General features: G+C 72.1%; 13 protein-coding genes and 2 tRNA genes. 3 read left to right on the forward strand and 12 right to left on the reverse strand.

The window, feature by feature from the left end:
• Window positions 1-10: 10 nt before the first annotated feature.
• Both IF129_RS22515 and IF129_RS22520 read right to left on the reverse strand, forming a co-directional pair.
• Window positions 11-2,398, reverse strand: a complete 2,388-nt coding sequence (locus tag IF129_RS22515) for a SpoIIE family protein phosphatase (RefSeq protein WP_191211612.1) — start codon at window positions 2,396-2,398, stop codon at window positions 11-13.
• A 483-nt stretch (window positions 2,399-2,881) separates the two neighbouring features.
• Window positions 2,882-2,954, reverse strand: a tRNA-Ala gene (locus IF129_RS22520).
• Window positions 2,955-3,082: 128 nt separating this feature from the next.
• Between IF129_RS22520 and IF129_RS22525 the strand changes: the two genes are divergently transcribed.
• Together IF129_RS22525 and IF129_RS22530 are read left to right on the forward strand one after the other, a co-directional pair.
• Complete coding sequence (locus tag IF129_RS22525; RefSeq protein ID WP_191211613.1) at window positions 3,083-3,631, forward strand: helix-turn-helix domain-containing protein; 549 nt, start codon at window positions 3,083-3,085, stop codon at window positions 3,629-3,631.
• 30 nt (window positions 3,632-3,661) lie between these two features.
• Window positions 3,662-4,906, forward strand: coding sequence for a serine/threonine-protein kinase (locus IF129_RS22530; protein WP_191211614.1), 1,245 nt, complete (start codon window positions 3,662-3,664; stop codon window positions 4,904-4,906).
• 37 nt (window positions 4,907-4,943) lie between these two features.
• On the opposite strand, the gene IF129_RS22535 is transcribed toward IF129_RS22530, so the two are convergent.
• Both IF129_RS22535 and IF129_RS26570 read right to left on the reverse strand, forming a co-directional pair.
• A complete protein-coding gene (locus IF129_RS22535; protein ID WP_191211615.1) occupies window positions 4,944-6,335 on the reverse strand; it encodes a hypothetical protein in 1,392 nt (463 codons plus the stop codon).
• Window positions 6,336-6,608: 273 nt separating this feature from the next.
• Window positions 6,609-6,743 carry a DLW-39 family protein gene (locus tag IF129_RS26570; RefSeq protein ID WP_219092078.1) on the reverse strand — a complete coding sequence of 45 codons (135 nt, stop codon included), beginning with the start codon at window positions 6,741-6,743 and terminating at the stop codon, window positions 6,609-6,611.
• A 273-nt stretch (window positions 6,744-7,016) separates the two neighbouring features.
• Between IF129_RS26570 and IF129_RS22545 the strand changes: the two genes are divergently transcribed.
• Complete coding sequence (locus IF129_RS22545) at window positions 7,017-7,670, forward strand: PASTA domain-containing protein (RefSeq protein ID WP_191211617.1); 654 nt, start codon at window positions 7,017-7,019, stop codon at window positions 7,668-7,670.
• 44 nt (window positions 7,671-7,714) lie between these two features.
• Here IF129_RS22545 and IF129_RS22550 read toward each other — a convergent pair.
• The 8 genes from IF129_RS22550 to dnaN form a co-directional block, all read right to left on the reverse strand.
• Window positions 7,715-7,788, reverse strand: a tRNA-Ile gene (locus tag IF129_RS22550).
• A gap of 93 nt (window positions 7,789-7,881) precedes the next feature.
• Window positions 7,882-8,508 carry a DUF3566 domain-containing protein gene (locus tag IF129_RS22555; protein ID WP_318153891.1) on the reverse strand — a complete coding sequence of 209 codons (627 nt, stop codon included), beginning with the start codon at window positions 8,506-8,508 and terminating at the stop codon, window positions 7,882-7,884.
• Window positions 8,509-8,511: 3 nt separating this feature from the next.
• Window positions 8,512-11,184, reverse strand: coding sequence for a DNA gyrase subunit A (gene gyrA, locus IF129_RS22560; RefSeq protein WP_191211618.1), 2,673 nt, complete (start codon window positions 11,182-11,184; stop codon window positions 8,512-8,514).
• 54 nt (window positions 11,185-11,238) lie between these two features.
• The gene (gene gyrB, locus IF129_RS22565) at window positions 11,239-13,314 is read right to left on the reverse strand and encodes a DNA topoisomerase (ATP-hydrolyzing) subunit B (RefSeq protein ID WP_191211619.1); all 2,076 of its coding nucleotides are present in this window, start codon (window positions 13,312-13,314) and stop codon (window positions 11,239-11,241) included.
• A 308-nt stretch (window positions 13,315-13,622) separates the two neighbouring features.
• Window positions 13,623-14,180 carry a DUF721 domain-containing protein gene (locus IF129_RS22570; protein ID WP_191211620.1) on the reverse strand — a complete coding sequence of 186 codons (558 nt, stop codon included), beginning with the start codon at window positions 14,178-14,180 and terminating at the stop codon, window positions 13,623-13,625.
• Window positions 14,177-15,292 carry a DNA replication/repair protein RecF gene (gene recF, locus IF129_RS22575; protein WP_191211621.1) on the reverse strand — a complete coding sequence of 372 codons (1,116 nt, stop codon included), beginning with the start codon at window positions 15,290-15,292 and terminating at the stop codon, window positions 14,177-14,179. The genes IF129_RS22570 and recF overlap by 4 nt, the downstream gene beginning before the upstream one ends.
• A gap of 15 nt (window positions 15,293-15,307) precedes the next feature.
• Window positions 15,308-16,315 (reverse strand): phosphogluconate dehydrogenase (NAD(+)-dependent, decarboxylating), encoded by a 1,008-nt coding sequence (gnd, locus tag IF129_RS22580; RefSeq protein ID WP_191211622.1) that lies wholly within the window; start codon window positions 16,313-16,315, stop codon window positions 15,308-15,310.
• Window positions 16,316-16,386: 71 nt separating this feature from the next.
• Window positions 16,387-17,517: a DNA polymerase III subunit beta gene (dnaN, locus tag IF129_RS22585; protein WP_191211623.1), complete on the reverse strand. Its 1,131-nt coding sequence runs from the start codon at window positions 17,515-17,517 to the stop codon at window positions 16,387-16,389.
• Window positions 17,518-18,319: the final 802 nt, after the last annotated feature.

Below are 18,319 nucleotides of genomic sequence, written 5' to 3' on the forward strand. Positions count from 1 at the left end.
CCGGGGACCGTCACAGGGCCTCCTCCGCCCAGATGACCTTCCCGCGCGGCCCGTACCGCGTCCCCCACAACTCGGCGAGCTGGGCGACCATGAAGAGCCCGCGCCCGCCCTCGTCCGTGTCGAGGGCCCGCCGCACGTGGGGGGCGGTGCTGCTGCCGTCCCACACCTCGCAGACGAGGGTCCGCCCCCAGATCAGCTGCAGGCGCAGCGGCGGGGAGCCGTAGCGGACGGCGTTGGTCACCAGCTCGCTGACCAGCAGTTCCGTGGTCGGAACGAGCTCCTCCATCGACCACGCGGTCAGCTGCGCGGCCGTCAGCTCGCGGGCACGACCCACCGAACGCGGATCGACGGGCAGCTCCCAGGCGGCGTGCCGGTCCTCGGGCAGCGGGTGCGCACGCACCGAGAGCAGCGCCAGGTCCGTGCCGAGCTCCGACGGCCCGAGGCGGGCCAGCACGCCGTCGCACAGGGCGTCGAGTGGGAGCTCCGGGCCGTCACCGCCGTCGCCGCCGACCTCCGGTGACGGCCCGTGCCCGTGCCCGTGCCCGTCGAGGCAGGCACCGACCGCGTCGACCCACACGTCCGGAGCCGTCCGCTCCGGGGCCGGGCCGGTGTGCAGCAGCAGGACGTCGCCCTCGTCCAGGGGCAGCGTCCGGCTCTCGAACAGCGGCGCCCCGGTTCCGAGAGCCGGCGCCGACGGCACGTCGACCCGTCCGGGCGCCCCGCCGTGCGGCACCAGCACGGGCGCCGGGTGCCCGGCGGTGGCCAGCGTGCAGCTCCTGGCCACCGGGTCGATCACCGCGTACACGCAGGTCGTCCCCGTCGCGCTGCTGGCCCCCTCGGCCAGCTCCTCCTGCTGCCGCCGCACCTGGTCGTCCAGCTGCGAGAGCAGCTCGTCCGGCGGCAGGTCGAGGTCCGCGAGGGTCCGCACGGCCGTACGGACCCGGCCCATGGTGACGGCCGAGGCCAGCCCCGTGCCGGGCGCGCTGCCCACCACCAGGCCGATGCGGGCGCTGGAGAGCCGCAGCACGTCGAACCACGCGCCGCCCGGCATCGGCTGCCCCGACGACGGCAGGTAGCGCGAGGCCGACTCCAGCGTCATCACGTCCGGGAAGCGCTGGGGGAGCAGGCTCCGCTGCAACGCCAGCGCCGTGGCCCGCTCCTGCGAGTACCGCACCGCGTTGTCCACACTGGCCCCCGCCCGCGCCGCCAGCTCCTCCGCCAGCAGGACGTCGTCCGGCTCGAAGAGCGGCGACCAGCGCGACCGGGCGAAGCCCACGACGCCCAGCGACTCGCCCCGGGCCCGCATCGGCACCAGCAGCCACGAGTGCGGCCCGCCCTCCCCCGCGGCACGGCCCGTCGAGGCCAGCTCGGCGGCCAGTCGCTCACCCGTCAGGAGCAGCGGCCCACCGTCACGCAGGACCCCCAGCGCCAGCGGGAGCGGCGGGAGCGGCAGCGACGTGCCGGGCGCCCCGGCGCTTCCGGCGGCAGCCCGACGGGTGAGCCGGGCCTCCTCCGTCCCGTCCCCGGGGTCCAGCAGATCGACGCACGCCAGGTCGGCGAAGCCCGGCACGACGGCCTCGGCGATCTCCCGCGCGGTCCGCGTGACGTCCAGGGTCGTGCCCATCTTCCCGCTGGCCTCGTTCACCAGCGCGAGGCGCTCGCGGGCATGGACGCGGTCCGTGGTGTCCAGCACCAGGTGGAGCAGCGCGATCACCGCGCCCGAGACGTCGCGCAGCGGTGCGATCGTCTCCGAGTAGACGACCTCCCGGTCGTGCTCGCCCGGCAGCCGTCCCCGGATCTCCCCCGCGATCTGCGGCTCCCCGGTCTCCAGCACGCGCCGCTGACGCTCCTCGAAGGCGTCGTAGTCCAGGTGGCCCCCCGGAGCCGCCTCCCGCATGGTGAGCCCGACCACCCGGGACGCCGAACCGTGCGGACGGATCTGCGAGTGGTTCTGGGCGAGGAAGCGGAGCCGGTCGTCGAACACGTCGATGATGAACGGCGACCTGGCGAACAGGCCGCGGAGCACGGCGTCGCGGAAGTAGCGACGGCGCACCAGCTCCGGATCCTCCAGCTCCACCAGCGACTGCCAGGCGTCCGCCCCGACCCGGATGCGGTGCGGTCGCAGCACCAGCTCCACGCGGGCCCCGTCCGCGCACCGGACGGGGACGGGCGCCGGGTCCGTCTCACCGTCCCCGCGCGCGAGCAGCCGCGCCGCCACGGCGTCGTCGACCAGGTCCCGGGCCCGCAGCGTCCGCAGCCGCGCCGCCGGGTACCCGAGCAGCGGGCCCACCGGCGGGCTCCACCCGGTGACGACCCCCTCCTCGTCGAACACCAGGTACGCGTTCTCGCGCGGCTCCGCCGACTCCGGTGAGGAGAGGAACGAGCTGTCACCATCCATACCACTGCGCTCCGGCGAGGCGGGTCCAGGCGCCTCCGCCCCCGAGGGTCCACGGGCACGGACGGCGGCCATCGCTTCCGTTCGAGGCTCCCACGGGCCCCGGAGCCCCGCCTCCCGGACCGCCCACCCGGGTGACCCCGGGCCCTCGCCCCCCAGGGCCCCGGTGGTCAGACGTGGGCGGTGCCGTCCGCTCACCGTCCCGGCCGGGGGCCGGGATCGCCTCCAGCGCCGCCAGGTCGGCCGCCTCGTCGCGGCGCAGCCGCCCCCGGCCGTCCGCCGCCGGGTCTGCCGGACGGACGACGACCAGCCGCAGCCCGTGCGCGCGTCGCACAGGGCGCGCTGCGCGCCCCGGTGGACATCGCACCGGGCCGATCTCGGAACTCCCGCGCGGACAGGGGGAGATGAGTTCGGCAGCGACGGCCCGGCGCCCACGACAAAGCCCCCCGGCACCGCGTTCCCGCAGCTCGGAGGGCTTCGACCGAGTGGAGCCTAGGGGAGTCGAACCCCTGACATCTGCCATGCAAAGACAGCGCTCTACCAACTGAGCTAAGGCCCCGTCGGCCACCAGAGTACCCGCTCCGGCCGTCCGATTCCGACCGGGTATCGCCCCGGAGGGCACGGCTCCGTAGGATGCACCGCAAGTTCGCTGGCGCGAAGCGGACAGGGGAGACACAGGGGAGACTCATGGAAGCAGCACAGCAGGACCCCACGGCCAAGGCCCGGGAGCTGCAGAGCGCTTGGTACGGCGAGCCGCTGGGCACGCTGTTCCGACGGCTGATCGACGACCTGGGCCTCAACCAGGCGCGGCTGGCCACCGTGCTCGGCCTGTCGGCCCCGATGCTCTCGCAGCTCATGAGCGGACAGCGGGCCAAGATCGGCAACCCGGCCGTCGTCCAGCGCGTCCAGGCGCTGCAGGAACTGGCGGGGGAGGTGGCGAGCGGGCAGGTCAGCGCCGCCGACGCCACCCGCCGCATGGAGGAGGTCCGCCGCTCCGCCGGGCAGAGCGTGCTGGGCGGCGCGGCCGGCACCACCACGTCGGGTCAGCAGAACACCGTCAAACGCGCCGTCCGCGAGATCCAGTCCCTGCTGCGGGCCATCTCCGACGCCCAGGAGATCCTGGAGGCCTCCCAGACCCTCGCAGGAACCCACCCCGAGCTGGCAGAGTTCCTCAAGGTGTACGGGGCGGGCAAGACCTCGGACGCGGTCAGGCACTACGAGGCCCACCAGGGCTGAGCGCGGGAGTCGAGAGGGCGGCACGGCACGATGGGCGAGGTCTTCGCTGGCCGGTACGAACTGGTGGACCCGATCGGCCGGGGCGGTGCCGGCGCCGTCTGGCGGGCGTGGGACCACCGCCGGAAGCGGTACGTGGCGGCGAAGGTCCTCCAGCAGAGCGACGCCCACGCCCTGTTGCGCTTCGTGCGGGAACAGGCCCTGCGCATCGACCACCCGCACGTCCTCGCCCCCACGAGCTGGGCCGCCGACGACGACCAGGTCATGTTCGCCATGGACCTCGTGCGCGGCGGCTCCCTCGCCCATCTCATCGGCGACTACGGCGCGTTGCCGCCCCGCCTGGTGTGCGGCCTGCTGGACCAGCTGCTCGCCGGCCTCACCGCCGTGCACGCCGAGGACGTCGTCCACCGCGACATCAAACCCGCCAACATCCTCCTCGACGCCACCGGCACCGGCCGCCCCCACCTGCGGCTGTCCGACTTCGGCATCGCCATGCGCAAAGGCGAGCCCCGGCTCACCGACACCGCCTACGTCGTCGGCACCCCCGGCTACTTCGCCCCCGAGCAGATGCTGGGCGCCGAGCCGGACTTCCCCGCCGACCTCTACGCCGTCGGCCTCGTCGGCCTCTACCTGCTGACCGGCCGCAAGCCGGACTCCCAGGCCCTGCTCACGGCCTACGAGCACGGGGTGCCCGACGCCCCCGACCCAGTGCCCGAGCCGCTGTGGCAGGTCCTCGGCGGGCTCCTCCAGCCCGACCCGCACGCCCGCTTCCGCACCGCCACCGGAGCCCGCAAGGCCCTCGCCGGAGCGCTGGAGCTGCTGGACGCGGGGGTCACCCTGCCGCTGGGCAGGACCATCGACACCGTGGAGGTCCTCGACCAGATCGGCCCCCTGCCGCAGGGCTACGGCCCCGACGGCCCCCGCACCCCCGCCTCGCCCGGTGCCGCGCACGAGCCCGCGGCACCGCCCCTCCCGTCGGCCGAAGCGTCGACGACCGGCAGCTTCCACCTGGCCCCGCCCACACCCGTCCGGCCCCCGGCCCCGCACCCGGAGCCGAGGCCGTCCGCCCCCGTCACCGGCACCCCCAGCCCGACGCCGCTGCTCCCCGCCGCCGCCTTCCCGGCACCCGGGGCCCACCCGGCGGAGCCCTTCGGTCCGGCCGGGGGGAGCGCGACCCCCGCGCGGCGCGGGGGACCCCCCGTCGTGGTGGCGGTCCCGGTGCTGGCCCTCGCGCTGCTGTGCTTCGCCGTGGGCGTCTGGGCGCTGACGCAGTCCTGAGGGCCTGAGGGCCCGGGCCCGGTGCCGGACGTCCCGCTCAGCGCGTGCCGGGCGGACCGTAACCCTGCGGCGGGTAGCCGTAGCCCTGCCCGGCGCCCACCGGCGGCGCGCCGGGCGCGACCGGCCGCCGTCGGCCGACCAGCCACCACGCGCCGAGGCCGAGGAGCAGCGCGGTGCCGGTGCCGAAGGCCCCGTAGGCCAGCAGCCGCAGCCCGCCGTCCCGCCGGGCCACCGCCTCGGCCGCCGTCAGGCCCTGCTCGGCCGCCTCCCGGTCCTCGTCCGTGACCCCGAAACCGGCCGGCAACGCGTCGCTCACGTACGCGGGCGCCTCCCGCGCCGCACCGTCGACGGTCACCCGCAGCGTGACGTCGGCACCGTCGGGGAAGTGGGCGGCCATGTCCCGGTGGAAGGTCACCTGGAGGTAGTGCCAGCCCGCGATGCTGCGGCCCCGGCCCTCGTCGGCGAAGCGGTTGCCGTAGTCGACCGCGCCGCCGGCCAGGCTCATCGCGGCCTGCTCACCCGAGTACGTCTCGAAGTCGCTGTCGGACAGGGCCGCGCGCGCCGGGTTGTACAACCGGAGCGAGAAGGCGTCCGACACGAACCCGGCCGCGCCGTCCCCGTCCACCGCCGCGTTCGGCACCTCCAGCCGGGCGAAGAGCTGCTGCCCCCAGTCCACCGGCACCCGGTAGAAGCGCGACTCACCCGCCCTGACCCCGTCCCGCCACACACCGTCGGCCACCGCACCGGCGTCGTTGAAGCCGGTGCCGCCCCTGGCCTGCCGGGCCGTTCCGGACGGGGGCGTGGGCGCCTTCGGCTCCTCACCCCCCGAGACACCCGGCGGACCGGGCACGGCACCCTCCAGCCCCGGCTCGACGTGGTAGCCGATCTCGATGGGCCACCGCGCCTGGTCGGACTCCTCCGGGCTCTCCCGCACCACCTGGAACAGATAGGGGCCCGCCTCCTGGCACACCTCGATGCCACCGCCGACACGGCGTGCCGCGTAGCCGCTGACGGGGTACGCGGAGGTGGTGCCGAACGTCGCCGACCCCGCGGTGTCGCACGCGTCGCCCTCGACGGTCAGCAGCCGCATGGACAGCTTCTCGCCGAACGACCGGACCTCCGCACCGGGCCTCGGCGCCGCCGTGGCCGACAGGTAGACCGTCGAGGTGTCGTCCAGCGTGACGCTGTAGAACCTCTCCTCGCCCGGCCCGATGCTGTCCGTGGAGAGTCCCGGCCGCAGTTCGGGCCCACCGGAACTGCTGGCCGTGCCCTCCACGGGCGTGGCGTCCTCCGCCACGGCGTACGTGGGCGGCGCCTCCCCGGCGTCCTCGGCCTGCCCGACCGCCACCGCCGGGCCCGACAGCACCGCCGAGGCGCACAGTCCCGCCAGGGCGGCGGCCCCCGCGCCCGTCACGCGCCGCTTCCCCATGCGCCGCCCCTCCCCATATCGTCGCTCCTGCTAACCGGCCAACCATCACGAGCGCCGTCCGGGCGCCCACCTCACCGCGCGGCCGGGCACCGAACCGCAAAACTGACGAACCATCACCTCGGCGACGGGACCCGGAGGCCCCCACACCCGACGCTAGGGTTTGCCGTTGCACAGTTCAAGGCGCCTGCCGTCACGGTGGGGCAACAGCGACGGCAAAAGCCCCGGCCGGGGGCCGGGGCTTTCAACCGAACACTGACCGGACTGCGGAGCGGCTCACACACCCGTGCCCGCGGGCACGGAGTCGGTGGCCTCCGTCCACAGGTCCTGCTCGGCACGGTCCGCCTGAATCTGGCGGTACACGAGGAGTCCGCCGATGGCGGCAAGCGCGAACAGGAGAAGCTTCTTCACGGCGTTACCTCGTCCTTCAACGACGTCAGACCCTACTGGCGCCCGATGATACAACCCCCCGGTAGAAACGCCCTCGTGCACCGACGCCGCACTCTCCTCCCCGCCACGCCACGGTCGAGCCGAGCCCGGCCCGCCGTGGTGTCGCGGTCGAGCGGGCTCCGCCCACACACCGTCGCGTGACGACTCCCTCTCGCTGCGCAACCATCGAGACCTCCTCCGGTGTCTTCATTCCGCCACCCCACGTGTCCCACTGCCGCCGAAAGGTCACCTCGCATGCACCATCGCATCCGTGCCACCGCCGTCGCGGTGCTCACCGCTACGCTCATCACCGCCGTCGGCTGCACCGAGGACGCCACGAACGACGACACGTCGTCCGGCTCGACCCGGGACACACCGGAAAACGGGGAGCCCGCCCCGGACGAGCCCTCCACCGGCACCCCCGAGACCGCCGCACTGCCCGACCTCACCGGCAAGGGGCTCCAGGCGGCCCAGGACGCCGCACAGGAAGCGGGCTTCTCCGACCTCACCTCGCACGACTCGGCCGGGCGGGACCGGATGCAGGCGTTCGACCGCAACTGGAAGGTGTGCTTCCAGACCCCGGCCGCCGGCGAGCACCCCGTGGACGTCGAGGTGGACTTCGGCACGGTGAAACTGGAGGAGGACTGCCCCGCGCAGGACGTCACCGGCACGGGACCCGACGCGGCGGAGGGGACGATGCCGGACGTGGTCGGGGAGTCCGCCAACGTCGCCCGCGACGCCCTGCCCGACAACACGTCCATCACCGTGAACGACGCGTCCGGTGAGAAGCGGATGGTCCTGGTGGGCTCGAACTGGCAGGTCTGCTCCCAGGAGCCGGCCGGCGGGGCGCCCTTCGACGGCGAGCCGGTGACCTTGAACGTCGTCAAGTTCGAGGAGTCCTGCCCCTGACGCAGAACGCCCCGGACCGTGTCGGTCCGGGGCGTTCAAGGCGGTGGGGCTAACAGGACTTGAACCTGTGGCCTCTTCCTTATCAGGGAAGCGCTCTAACCGTCTGAGCTATAGCCCCGCGCTGCACGGAAAGATTAGCGCATTCCCGCCCCGGCCCAAAATCGGTTCCGCGGCCCGGCCGGCTGAGCCGACCGGGCCCGGCCACCTGCGCTTACTCGTCCTCCGCGAGGGTCAGCTCCACACCGCCGACGAATCCGGCCGACAGGTTGTAGACGAAGGCCCCCAGCGTCGCCAGAGCCGTCGCCAGCACCACGTCGATGGCCGCGATGACGCCCGTGAACAGCAGCACGCGGGGCAGTGACAGCATCTCCTCCAGCTCGAACCCGGAGCCGTCGGGCGAGGCCGTCGCGTCGGCGATCGTCTTCCCCAGGGTGGAGAAGACGCCCATCGCGTCCATGACCATCCACAGGACGGCCACCGCCACGATCGTGCAGATGCCGAGCGCGATGGACAACAGGAAGCTGACCTTCATCACCGACCACGGGTCCGCCTTGGCCACCCGTAGCCGTGCCTTGCGCGTCCGGGGCACGGTGCGCGCCCCGGTCCGGGGGACCCGCACGGCGGACGGCGCCTCGGCGGCCGCGCGCGGGGCACCGGGCCCGTGGCCGGGCGCCGGGTAGGCGTGCGGCGGGTGGTGCGGCTGCGCCGCGCTCGTCAGCGTCCCGCCGCCGCTCGTGCCCTCGCCCGCGCCGACCGGGTGACGTCCGTGACCACCGGCGGGCCCGCGGCCGCCACCAGGGGACGCGCCCTGCTCCGCCCCGCCCGAGGTACCGCTCACGCCCTACTCCTCGCTGTCCGTGGTGTGCTCGACGGCGCCCGGCTCCGCGACGCCCTGTCCGGCCGCGTCGGTGGCGCCCGGGTCGGCCGCCGCCTCCGCGCCGTCCCCGACCACCGCGTCGACGACCGCCTCGACCTCTTCGGCCTCGCGGCCCGCCTCGGCGTTGCGCGCGATCCCGACCACGGCGTCACGCTTGCCCAGGTTGATCAGTTGGACGCCCATGGTGTCACGGCCGGTCTCCCGCACCCCGCTGACCCGCGTGCGGATCACACCGCCGCTGAGCGTGATGGCGAGGATCTCGTCCGTCTCCTCGACCACGAGCGCCCCGACGAGCGACCCGCGGTCCTCGACGATCTTGGCCGCCTTGATACCGAGGCCGCCGCGGCCCTGGACGCGGTACTCGTCGACGTTCGTGCGCTTGGCGTACCCGCCGTCGGTCGCCGTGAACACGAACGTGCCCGGCCGGACGACGTTCATCGACAGCAACTCGTCGCCCTCGCGGAAGCTCATGCCCTTCACACCCGACGTGGCGCGCCCCATGGGCCGCAGCGCGTCGTCCGTCGCCGTGAAGCGGATGGACTGCGCCTTCTTGCTGATCAGCAGCAGGTCGTCCGCCGAGGACACCAGCTCCGCGCCGATCAGCTCGTCGTCACGGCCGTCGTCCATCTGCCGGAGGTTGATGGCGATGACGCCGCCCGATCGGGGCGAGTCGTAGTCCTTGAGCGGCGTCTTCTTCACCAGCCCCGACTTCGTGGCCAGCACGAGGTACGGCACCGCCTCGTAGTCGCGGATCGCGAGGATCTCGGCGATCTGCTCGTCGGGCTGGAAGGCCAGCAGGTTCGCGACGTGCTGGCCCCGGGCCTCCCGTCCGGCGTCCGGCAGCTCATAGGCCTTCGCCCGGTAGACGCGGCCCTTGTTCGTGAAGAACAGCAGCCAGTGGTGCGTCGTGGAGACGAAGAAGTGGTCGACGATGTCGTCCTCGCGCAGCTTCGTACCCCGCACGCCCTTGCCGCCGCGCTTCTGCGCCCGGTAGTCGACGGCCTTCGTGCGCTTGATGTAGCCGCCACGGGTGATCGTGACGACGATGTCCTCCTCGGCGATCAGGTCCTCGATGGACATGTCGCCCTCGAAGGGCACCAGCTGGCTGCGCCGGTCGTCGCCGAACTTCTCGACGAGCGCCGTCAGCTCCTCGCTGATGATGCCGCGCTGACGCACCGGCGAGGCGAGGATCGCGTTGTACTCGTTGATCTTGTTCTGGAGGTCGTCGTGCTCCGCGGTGATCTTCTGCCGCTCCAGGGCGGCCAGCCGGCGCAGCTGCATCTCCAGGATGGCGTTGGCCTGGATCTCGTCGATCTCCAGCAGCCCCATCAGGCCGGTCCGCGCGACGTCCACCGTGTCGCTGCGCCGGATGAGCGCGATGACCTCGTCGATCGCGTCCAGCGCCTTGAGCAGGCCGCGCAGGATGTGCGCCCGCTCCTCGGCCTTGCGCAGCCGGTACCGGGTACGGCGGACGACGACGTCGACCTGGTGGGAGACCCAGTTGCGGATGAACGCGTCCAGCGACAGCGTGCGCGGCACCCCGTCGACCAGCGCGAGCATGTTCGCGCCGAAGTTCGTCTGGAGGTCGGTGTGCTTGTACAGGTTGTTGAGGACGACCTTGGCCACCGCGTCCCGCTTCAGGACGACGACCAGCCGCTGCCCCGTCCGGGAGCTCGTCTCGTCGCGGACGTCGGCGATGCCGCCGACCCGGCCGTCCTTCACCAGCTCGGCGATCTTCAGCGCCAGGTTGTCCGGGTTCACCTGGTAGGGCAGCTCGGTGACGACCAGGCACTGCCGGCCCTGGATCTCCTCGACCTCGACCACGGCGCGCATCGTGATGGAGCCCCGGCCGGTGCGGTAGGCGTCCTCGATGCCGCTGCGGCCCACCACCAGCGCACCCGTCGGGAAGTCCGGCCCCTTGATGCGCTCCAGCAGCGCGTCCAGCAGCTCCTCGTTGGACGCCTCCGGGTGCTCCAGGTACCACTGCGCGCCGGCGGCCACCTCGCGCAGGTTGTGCGGCGGGATGTTGGTGGCCATCCCGACGGCGATGCCGGCCGAACCGTTGACCAGCAGGTTCGGGAAGCGGGACGGCAGGACCGTCGGCTCCTGGTTGCGGCCGTCGTAGTTGTCCTGGAAGTCGACGGTCTCCTCGTCGATGTCCCGGAGCATCTCCATGGCCAGCGGGGCCATCTTGCACTCGGTGTACCGCATCGCGGCGGCCGGGTCGTTGCCGGGCGAACCGAAGTTGCCGTTGGAGTCGACGAGCGGCATCCGCATCGACCAGGACTGCGCGAGCCGCACGAGGGCGTCGTAGATGGAGGAGTCACCGTGCGGGTGGTACGTCCCCATCACGTCGCCGACGACGCGGGCGCACTTGTAGAAGCCGCGCTCGGGCCGGTAGCCCCCGTCGTACATGGCGTACAGCACGCGCCGGTGCACCGGCTTGAGCCCGTCCCGGACGTCGGGCAGGGCGCGGGAGACGATGACGCTCATCGCGTAGTCGAGATACGAGCGCTGCATCTCGGTTTCCAGCGTCACCGGCTCGATGCGCAGGGCGATCTCCGGGTCGACGGGCGGCACGGTGGCCGGCCCCTCCTCCGGGCTTCCGGGGTTCCCCGCGGTGATGTCGTCGGCCATTGGTGTTCAAAGTCCCTTTCTGGCGGCCATGGGTGCCTGCGGTGCCGGACCGACTCAGATGTCGAGGAAACGGACGTCCTTGGCGTTGCGCTGGATGAACGAGCGCCGCGACTCCACGTCCTCGCCCATGAGGATCGAGAACAGGTCGTCGGCGGCGGCGGCGTCGTCGATGGTCACCTGACGCAGCACACGCAGCTCGGAGTCCATCGTCGTCACGCGCAGCTCCTCGGCGTTCATCTCGCCGAGGCCCTTGAAGCGCTGCACCGAGTCGTCCCTGATCCGCTTGCCCTGCTCGCGGCCGAGGGTGATGAGCTGGTCGCGCTCACGGTCGGAGTAGGCATACTCGTGATCGTCCCGGGACCACTTGATCTTGTACAGCGGCGGGGCGGACAGGTACACGTGCCCGGCCTCGACCAGGGGGCGCATGAAGCGGAAGAGCAGCGTGAGCAGCAGGGTGTTGATGTGCTGACCGTCGACGTCGGCGTCCGCCATCAAGATGATCTTGTGGTAGCGGAGCTTCTCGATGTCGAAGTCCTCGTGGATGCCGGTACCGAAGGCCGAGATCAGCGCCTGCACCTCGGTGTTCTGCAGCACCTTGTCGATGCGGGCCTTCTCCACGTTCAGGATCTTGCCGCGGATGGGCAGGATGGCCTGGTACTGCGGATCGCGTCCGGACTTCGCGGAACCACCGGCCGAGTCACCCTCGACGATGAAGATCTCGCACTTGCTCGCGTCGTTGGACTGGCAGTCCGAGAGCTTGCCCGGCAGGGACGCCGTCTCCAGCAGCCCCTTGCGCCGGGTGAGGTCGCGGGCCTTGCGGGCGGCGACGCGGGCGGTGGCCGCCTGGATGCCCTTGCGGATGATGTCCGCCGCCTCGTTGGGATTGCGGTCGAACCAGTCCGTGACGTGCTCGTGGACGATCTTCTGGACGAACGTCTTCGCCTCGGTGTTGCCCAGCTTCGTCTTCGTCTGGCCCTCGAACTGCGGCTCGCCGAGCTTCACGGAGATGATGGCCGTCAGACCCTCGCGGATGTCCTCGCCGGTGAGGTTGTCGTCCTTCTCCCGCAGCAGCTTCCGCTCCCGCGCGTAGCGGTTGACCAGACCGGTGAGCGCCGCGCGGAACCCCTCTTCGTGGGTGCCGCCCTCGTGCGTGTGGATCGTGTTGGCGAAGCTGTAGACACCCTCGCTGTACTGCGTGTTCCACTGCATGGCGATCTCCGCCGACAGCATCCGGTCCTTGTCCTCCGTCTCGAAGTACACGACGGTCGGATGCACCGGCTCCCCCTTGCGGGAGTTCAGGTGCCGGACGAAGTCGGAGATGCCGCCCTCGTAGTGGAACGTGACGGAGCGCGGCTGGTCGTCGTCGGCGGAGTCCGTGGTGTCGGCGCCCGCCGTCTGCTTGGCGGCGGCGCGCTCGTCCGTCAGCGAGATCGTCAGCCCGCGGTTGAGGAACGCCATCTCCTGGAAACGGCGCGACAGGGTCTCGAACGAGTAGTCCGTCGTCTCGAAGATGTCGCCGTCGGCCCAGAAGGTGACGCTCGTCCCGGTCTCCTCGGTGGCCTCGTGCTGCTGCAGCGGCGCCGTGGGCACGCCCAGCTTGTAGTCCTGCGTCCACCGGTGGCCGTCCGTCCTGACCTCGACGGAAACCCGCTGCGAGAGGGCGTTCACCACGGACACACCGACGCCGTGCAGACCACCGGAGACGGCGTAGCCACCGCCGCCGAACTTGCCGCCGGCGTGCAGCACGGTGAGGACGACCTCAAGGGCCGGCTTGTTCTCCGAGGGAACGATGCCCACCGGGATACCGCGCCCGTTGTCCACGACGCGGACACCGCCGTCGGCGAGGAGCGTCACCGAGATGGTGTCGGCCCAGCCGGCCAGCGCCTCGTCGACGGAGTTGTCGACCACCTCGTACACCAGGTGGTGAAGACCGCGCTCGCCCGTCGAACCGATGTACATGCCCGGACGTTTGCGAACCGCGTCCAAGCCCTCCAGGACGGTGATCGCGCTCGCGTCGTACGACGGCTCGCCCAGGGATACGGGGTCGGCGGCGGTGTCCTCGGCGGGGGACGGGGGATTCTCGTTGGGGTTGCCGGAATCGGCCACGAAGCGCCCTTTCTGGCACAGCACACGTCGTCTCCTGTGACGACAGGAGCGACTGCGTCGTTCGGCTTGGTCCGCAGTACGGCGGGTGCTGTCAGTCTACCGGTAGCGCTGACATGAATGGGTGTTTGCTGCCGCCTGAGTCCCCATGTGCCGCCCTGAGGGAACGATGGCCGACTCCCCATATGCGACCGGGGGCCTCAAGAGGCTCACAGGGGCCCTCAGCGCTTCGGACTGTCAACCTCCGATTACCGTGACCGGGGTCACTCGCGCGGGGCGTGCCGCACGGGTCGCGCGACGGCGTTTCACGTGAAACGTCAGCGGTCGAAGCCGGGTCAGCGCACCCGCAGCGGCCCATGGCGGGGACCGGATCCGCCGGGGCCGAGGACCTTGATCAGGGTCACCGCGCCCTGTCCCAGGTCTTCGTTGAGCCGCCGCACGAGCTGCGGCGCGAGACGGCGCAGCTCCGTGGCCCACGCGGTGGAGTCACAGCGCACGTGCAGCACCCGGTTCTCCTCGTCGTACCGCTCCGGACGACAGTGCTCGGCGTTCTTCTCCCCGACGATGTGATCCCACCGGCCCATCACGCCCCCCACGGCGATGGGCATCTCCCAGCCCCGCTCGGTCTTCAGCCGTTCGATCGCCGCTCCCAGGGGCAGCGGGTCCCGACCGTCCCGCCGCGCACCCGACCGCAGACCGCCGCGCCGGACCTGCCGACCCGACCCCTGGGCCTCCCCGCGCGCCCGCGCCTGCTCCTTGGCCGCCCGCAGCGCCACCCGGGCCAGATCGACGCCGGAGACCGGGGGCGTCGGCGCTTCGGGGGTGCCGCCCGCCCCACCGGGCGGCGACGCGGAGTCGGCAGCGGGACCGTCGTGCGCACCGGGGTCCTTCATGCCGGGGTCACCTCACCGTCGGCCACGGCGAACCGGGCCCCCGCGAGAGCGGTCGGCACGTCGTCGTCCACAGCCGCCGTCACCAGAACCTGTTCCGCCGGAGCCACCAGCGCCGCCAGCCGCTCCCGCCGGCGGGCGTCCAACTCGGCGAAGACGTCGTCCAGCACGAGCACCGGCTCGTTGCCCTCCGCGCGCAGCAGGTCGTAGGAAGCCAGCCGCAGAGCGAGCGCGTAGGACCACGACTCCCCATGGCTGGCATACCCCTTGGCGGGCATCCGGCCCAGCTGGAGCAGCAGGTCGTCCCGATGCGGGCCCACGAGCGTCACGCCGCGCTCGATCTCCTGCCGCCGCGCCTCGCCCAGGGCCACCAGCAGCTGTTCGTACAGCTCCTCGCGCGAGCCACCGGCCACCGGGCAGCGGTACTCCAGTGCCAACGGGCCGCCGCCGGGGGCCAGTTCCTCGTACGCCTTGTCGGCCAACGGCTCCAGGTCCGCCACGAGCGCGAACCGCTGCGCCAGCAGCTCCGCACCGGCGCGGGCCAGATGCTGGTCCCACACGTCCAGGGTCGAGAGGTCCAGCGACCGGCCCCCGTGCCGACGGGCCATGGCCGCGGACTTCAGCAGCGTGTTCCGCTGTTTGAGGACGCGGTCGTAGTCCGACCGCACCCCCGCCATGCGGGGGGAGCGGGCGGTGACCAGCTCGTCCAGGAAGCGGCGGCGCTCACCCGGATCGCCCTTGACGAGGCTCAGGTCCTCCGGGGCGAACAGCACCGTCCGCGCGATGCCCAGCACGTCGCGCGGGCGTACCTGAGAGGACCGGTTCAGACGGGCCCGGTTCGCGCGCCCCGGGTTGATCTCCAGCTCGACGAGCTGCTGCCGCTCCCCCTGCACCACCGAGGCCCGCACGACCGCCCGGTCCGCCCCCATCCGCACCAGCGGCGCGTCCGAGGCGACCCGGTGGCTGCCGAGGGTGGCGAGATAGCCGATCGCCTCGACGAGGTTGGTCTTGCCCTGCCCGTTCGGCCCGACGAACGCCGTCGCCCCCGGGCCGAGAGCGACCTCGGCCCGGGGGTAGGAACGGAAATCTGCGAGAGAGAGGTGCGCGACGTGCATCAGCCGGGTGCCGGATCAGCCACCGACGGGCGGAGCGACGTCGGCGCCCGGCGCGTCGGCCCCCAGGTGGTCGCTCTTCGCGGTCACCGCGTGACCACCGAACTGGTTGCGCAGCGCGGCGATCATCTTCATCTGCGGCGAGTCGTCCTGACGCGAGGCGAAGCGGGCGAACAGCGAGGCGGTGATGGCCGGCAGCGGCACGGCGTGATCAATGGCGGCCTCGACCGTCCACCGGCCCTCACCGGAGTCCTGCGCGTAGCCGCGCAGCCGCCCCAGGTGCTGGTCGTCGTCGAGCGCGTTCACGGCCAGGTCCAACAGCCAGGAGCGGATCACGGTGCCCTGCTGCCAGGAGCGGAAGACCTCCCGCACGTCCGTCACCGAGTCGACGGCCTCCAGCAGTTCCCAGCCCTCGGCGAAGGCCTGCATCATGGCGTACTCGATGCCGTTGTGGACCATCTTGGCGAAGTGCCCGGCACCGACCTTGCCCGCGTGCACCGAACCGAACTCGCCCTCCGGCTTGAGCGCGTCGAAGGCGGGCTGCACCTTCGCCACATCCTCGGCGGAGCCGCCGTACATGAGGGCGTAACCGTTCTCCAGGCCCCACACGCCGCCGGAGACGCCGCAGTCCACGAACCCGATGCCCCGCTCGGCCAGCTCGGCGGCGTGCTTCTCGTCGTCCGTCCATCGGGAGTTGCCGCCGTCCACGACGACGTCACCGGGGGAGAGGAGCTGCGCGAGCTCGTCGATCGTCGCCTGGGTGGGCTCGCCCGCGGGAACCATCACCCACACCACGCGCGGACCCGGCAGGGCGTCCACCAACTCCCGCGGGCTGTGGACGTCGGCCAGCTCGGGGTTCCGGTCGTATCCGATGACGGTGTGGCCGGCACGGCGCATGCGCTCACGCATGTTGCCGCCCATCTTGCCGAGGCCGATGAGACCGAGCTCCATCTGTGGGCTCTCCTTGACGTTTCTCGCTGCGGGTTCGGGCACGGTGCGGTGCCGGGCACGAGCGTGCCGGGACACGCCCGTCCGGCTCCGAGCCTACGCCCGGAGCCGTGCCCGGCCGCCGGATGCGGGGGTGGTCCGCGACGGGCTCAGCCGCTGAGCCGCACCGGCATGATCAGGTACTTGTACGCGTCGTCCGCCTCCGCGTCCACGGCCGGCCTGCCACCGAGCAGTGCCGGCTTCGTGGACGTCGTGAAGGACAGCTGGGCGACGGGGGAGTCGATCGCGCTCAGGCCCTCCAGCAGGAAGCCGGGGTTGAACGCGATGGAGATGTCGTCGCCCTCCAGCGTGCAGTCCACCCGCTCCACAGCCTGTGCGTCGTCGCTGGAACCGGCCTCGAGAGTGAGCACTCCCTGCTCGAAGCTCAACCGGACCGGCGTGTTCCGCTCGGCGACCAGCGCCACGCGCTTGACGGCCTCGACGAACGGCGCCGTCACGATCGTCGCCACCGAGTTGAACTCCGTGGGGAACAGCGTGCGGTACTTCGGGAGGTCTCCCTCCAGCAGCCGGGTCGTCGTCCGACGGCCCGCGCCCTCGAAACCGATCAGGCCCTCGCCCGCACCGGAGCCGGACAGGGCCAGCGTCACCTGGTCACCGCTGCTGAGCGACTTCGCCGTGTCCAGCAGCGTCTTCGCGGGCACCAGCGCGACGGCCGACGCGTCCGGCGTCTCCGGCTTCCACAGGAACTCGCGGACGGCGAAGCGGTAGCGGTCGGTCGAGGCCAGGGTGACGGTGTCGCCCTCGATCTCGATGCGCACCCCGGTGAGGACCGGGAGGGTGTCGTCACGGCCGGCGGCGATGGCCACCTGGGATACGGCGGAGGCGAAGACCTCTCCGGGGACGGTGCCCGTCGCCGACGGCATCTGCGGCAGCGACGGGTACTCCTCCACCGGCAGGGTGTGCAGGGTGAAGCGGGACGAGCCGCAGAGCACCGTGACCCGTACACCGTCGGTGGAGATCTCCACCGGGCGGTTGGGCAGCGAGCGGCAGATGTCCGCCAGGAGCTTGCCGGAGACGAGGACGGTGCCCTCCTCCTCCACGTCGGCCTCGACCGAGACGCGGGCGGAGACCTCGTAGTCGAACCCCGAGAGGCTGAGGAGGCCCTCCTCGGTCTTCAGCAGCAGGCCGGCGAGGACCGGCACCGGCGGACGGGCCGGAAGGCTCTTCGCCGCCCACGCCACCGCCTCCGCCAGGACATCGCGCTCTACCCGGATCTTCACCTTCAGCCGCCTCCTGCTGTTGCTGGTTGCCGGGGACCAGTCTGACGCACGTCGCTGACAGCTGGCGGCCCTCGGGGTCAACTCGTCGCAGGAGCGAGGAGGCGGTCGGGAGGCGAGTTGTGCACAGGACCCGCTTCGACACGAGTTCCCCGGCTTATCTCTGTGGTCGTAGTAGTAGGTGCTGTGGATTCCGGGGATAACTCCGTCTCCGCAGGTCAGCACCCGAATTTTGTCCACGTTGCCTGTGGGCGGAGCGGTGGACGACCGGGCGTGTGCTGTGGACGGGCGGAGGTTCTGCACACCCGGTGCACAGGCGAGGGGGACTTCCCCACAGCGGCGTCCCCAGGTTTACCCAGGTTCTCAACAACCTAATCCGACGGGTCCCTGTGACCGCTTTCACTCCGACCGGTGAGGAGGCGCGTCGTGTTGTCGAACAGTGGACAGGGGTGTGGAGAACCTGGGGACAACGGCCCACTTCCTGTGGGCGGCCCGTGGACAACTCCGGACGCCGGTTGACGTGCGGCTTTCCGTCCACAGCCTGTGGAGTCCGCGCGTGCACATTTCCCCACCCCCGCGACCTGCCACGACAGGCTCCGGGCAGCCCTCCCTGTGGACGTGATCGGGACAACCGGACGGTCCCCAGGCTGTGGAAGCGGTGTCACGCCCCGCGCTGTGGACACGGCCACCGCATTCGAACACCGCTGGCGAGCCGCAGCGGTGTCGGCGCCGCGGGGAGGTCTCGGCGCAGGGTGCCGAACGAGGCCGGGAGGGTCGCACGCGTGGCCGCTGCGGCCCGTGGGAG

Origin of the sequence: Streptomyces chumphonensis (assembly GCF_014779715.1) — a bacterium.
GTDB classification, from domain to species: domain Bacteria; phylum Actinomycetota; class Actinomycetes; order Streptomycetales; family Streptomycetaceae; genus Streptomyces; species Streptomyces chumphonensis.

Bases quoted from the DNA above. Each gene is read 5' to 3' on its own strand.
- IF129_RS22515 (WP_191211612.1), bottom strand. From the start codon at position 2,398: ATGGATGGTGACAGCTCGTTCCTCTCCTCACCGGAGTCGGCGGAGCCG.
- IF129_RS22525 (WP_191211613.1), top strand. From the start codon at position 3,083: ATGGAAGCAGCACAGCAGGACCCCACGGCCAAGGCCCGGGAGCTGCAG.
- IF129_RS22530 (WP_191211614.1), top strand. From the start codon at position 3,662: ATGGGCGAGGTCTTCGCTGGCCGGTACGAACTGGTGGACCCGATCGGC.
- IF129_RS22535 (WP_191211615.1), bottom strand. From the start codon at position 6,335: ATGGGGAAGCGGCGCGTGACGGGCGCGGGGGCCGCCGCCCTGGCGGGA.
- IF129_RS22545 (WP_191211617.1), top strand. From the start codon at position 7,017: ATGCACCATCGCATCCGTGCCACCGCCGTCGCGGTGCTCACCGCTACG.
- gyrA (WP_191211618.1), bottom strand. From the start codon at position 11,184: ATGGCCGACGACATCACCGCGGGGAACCCCGGAAGCCCGGAGGAGGGG.
- IF129_RS22570 (WP_191211620.1), bottom strand. From the start codon at position 14,180: ATGAAGGACCCCGGTGCGCACGACGGTCCCGCTGCCGACTCCGCGTCG.
- recF (WP_191211621.1), bottom strand. From the start codon at position 15,292: ATGCACGTCGCGCACCTCTCTCTCGCAGATTTCCGTTCCTACCCCCGG.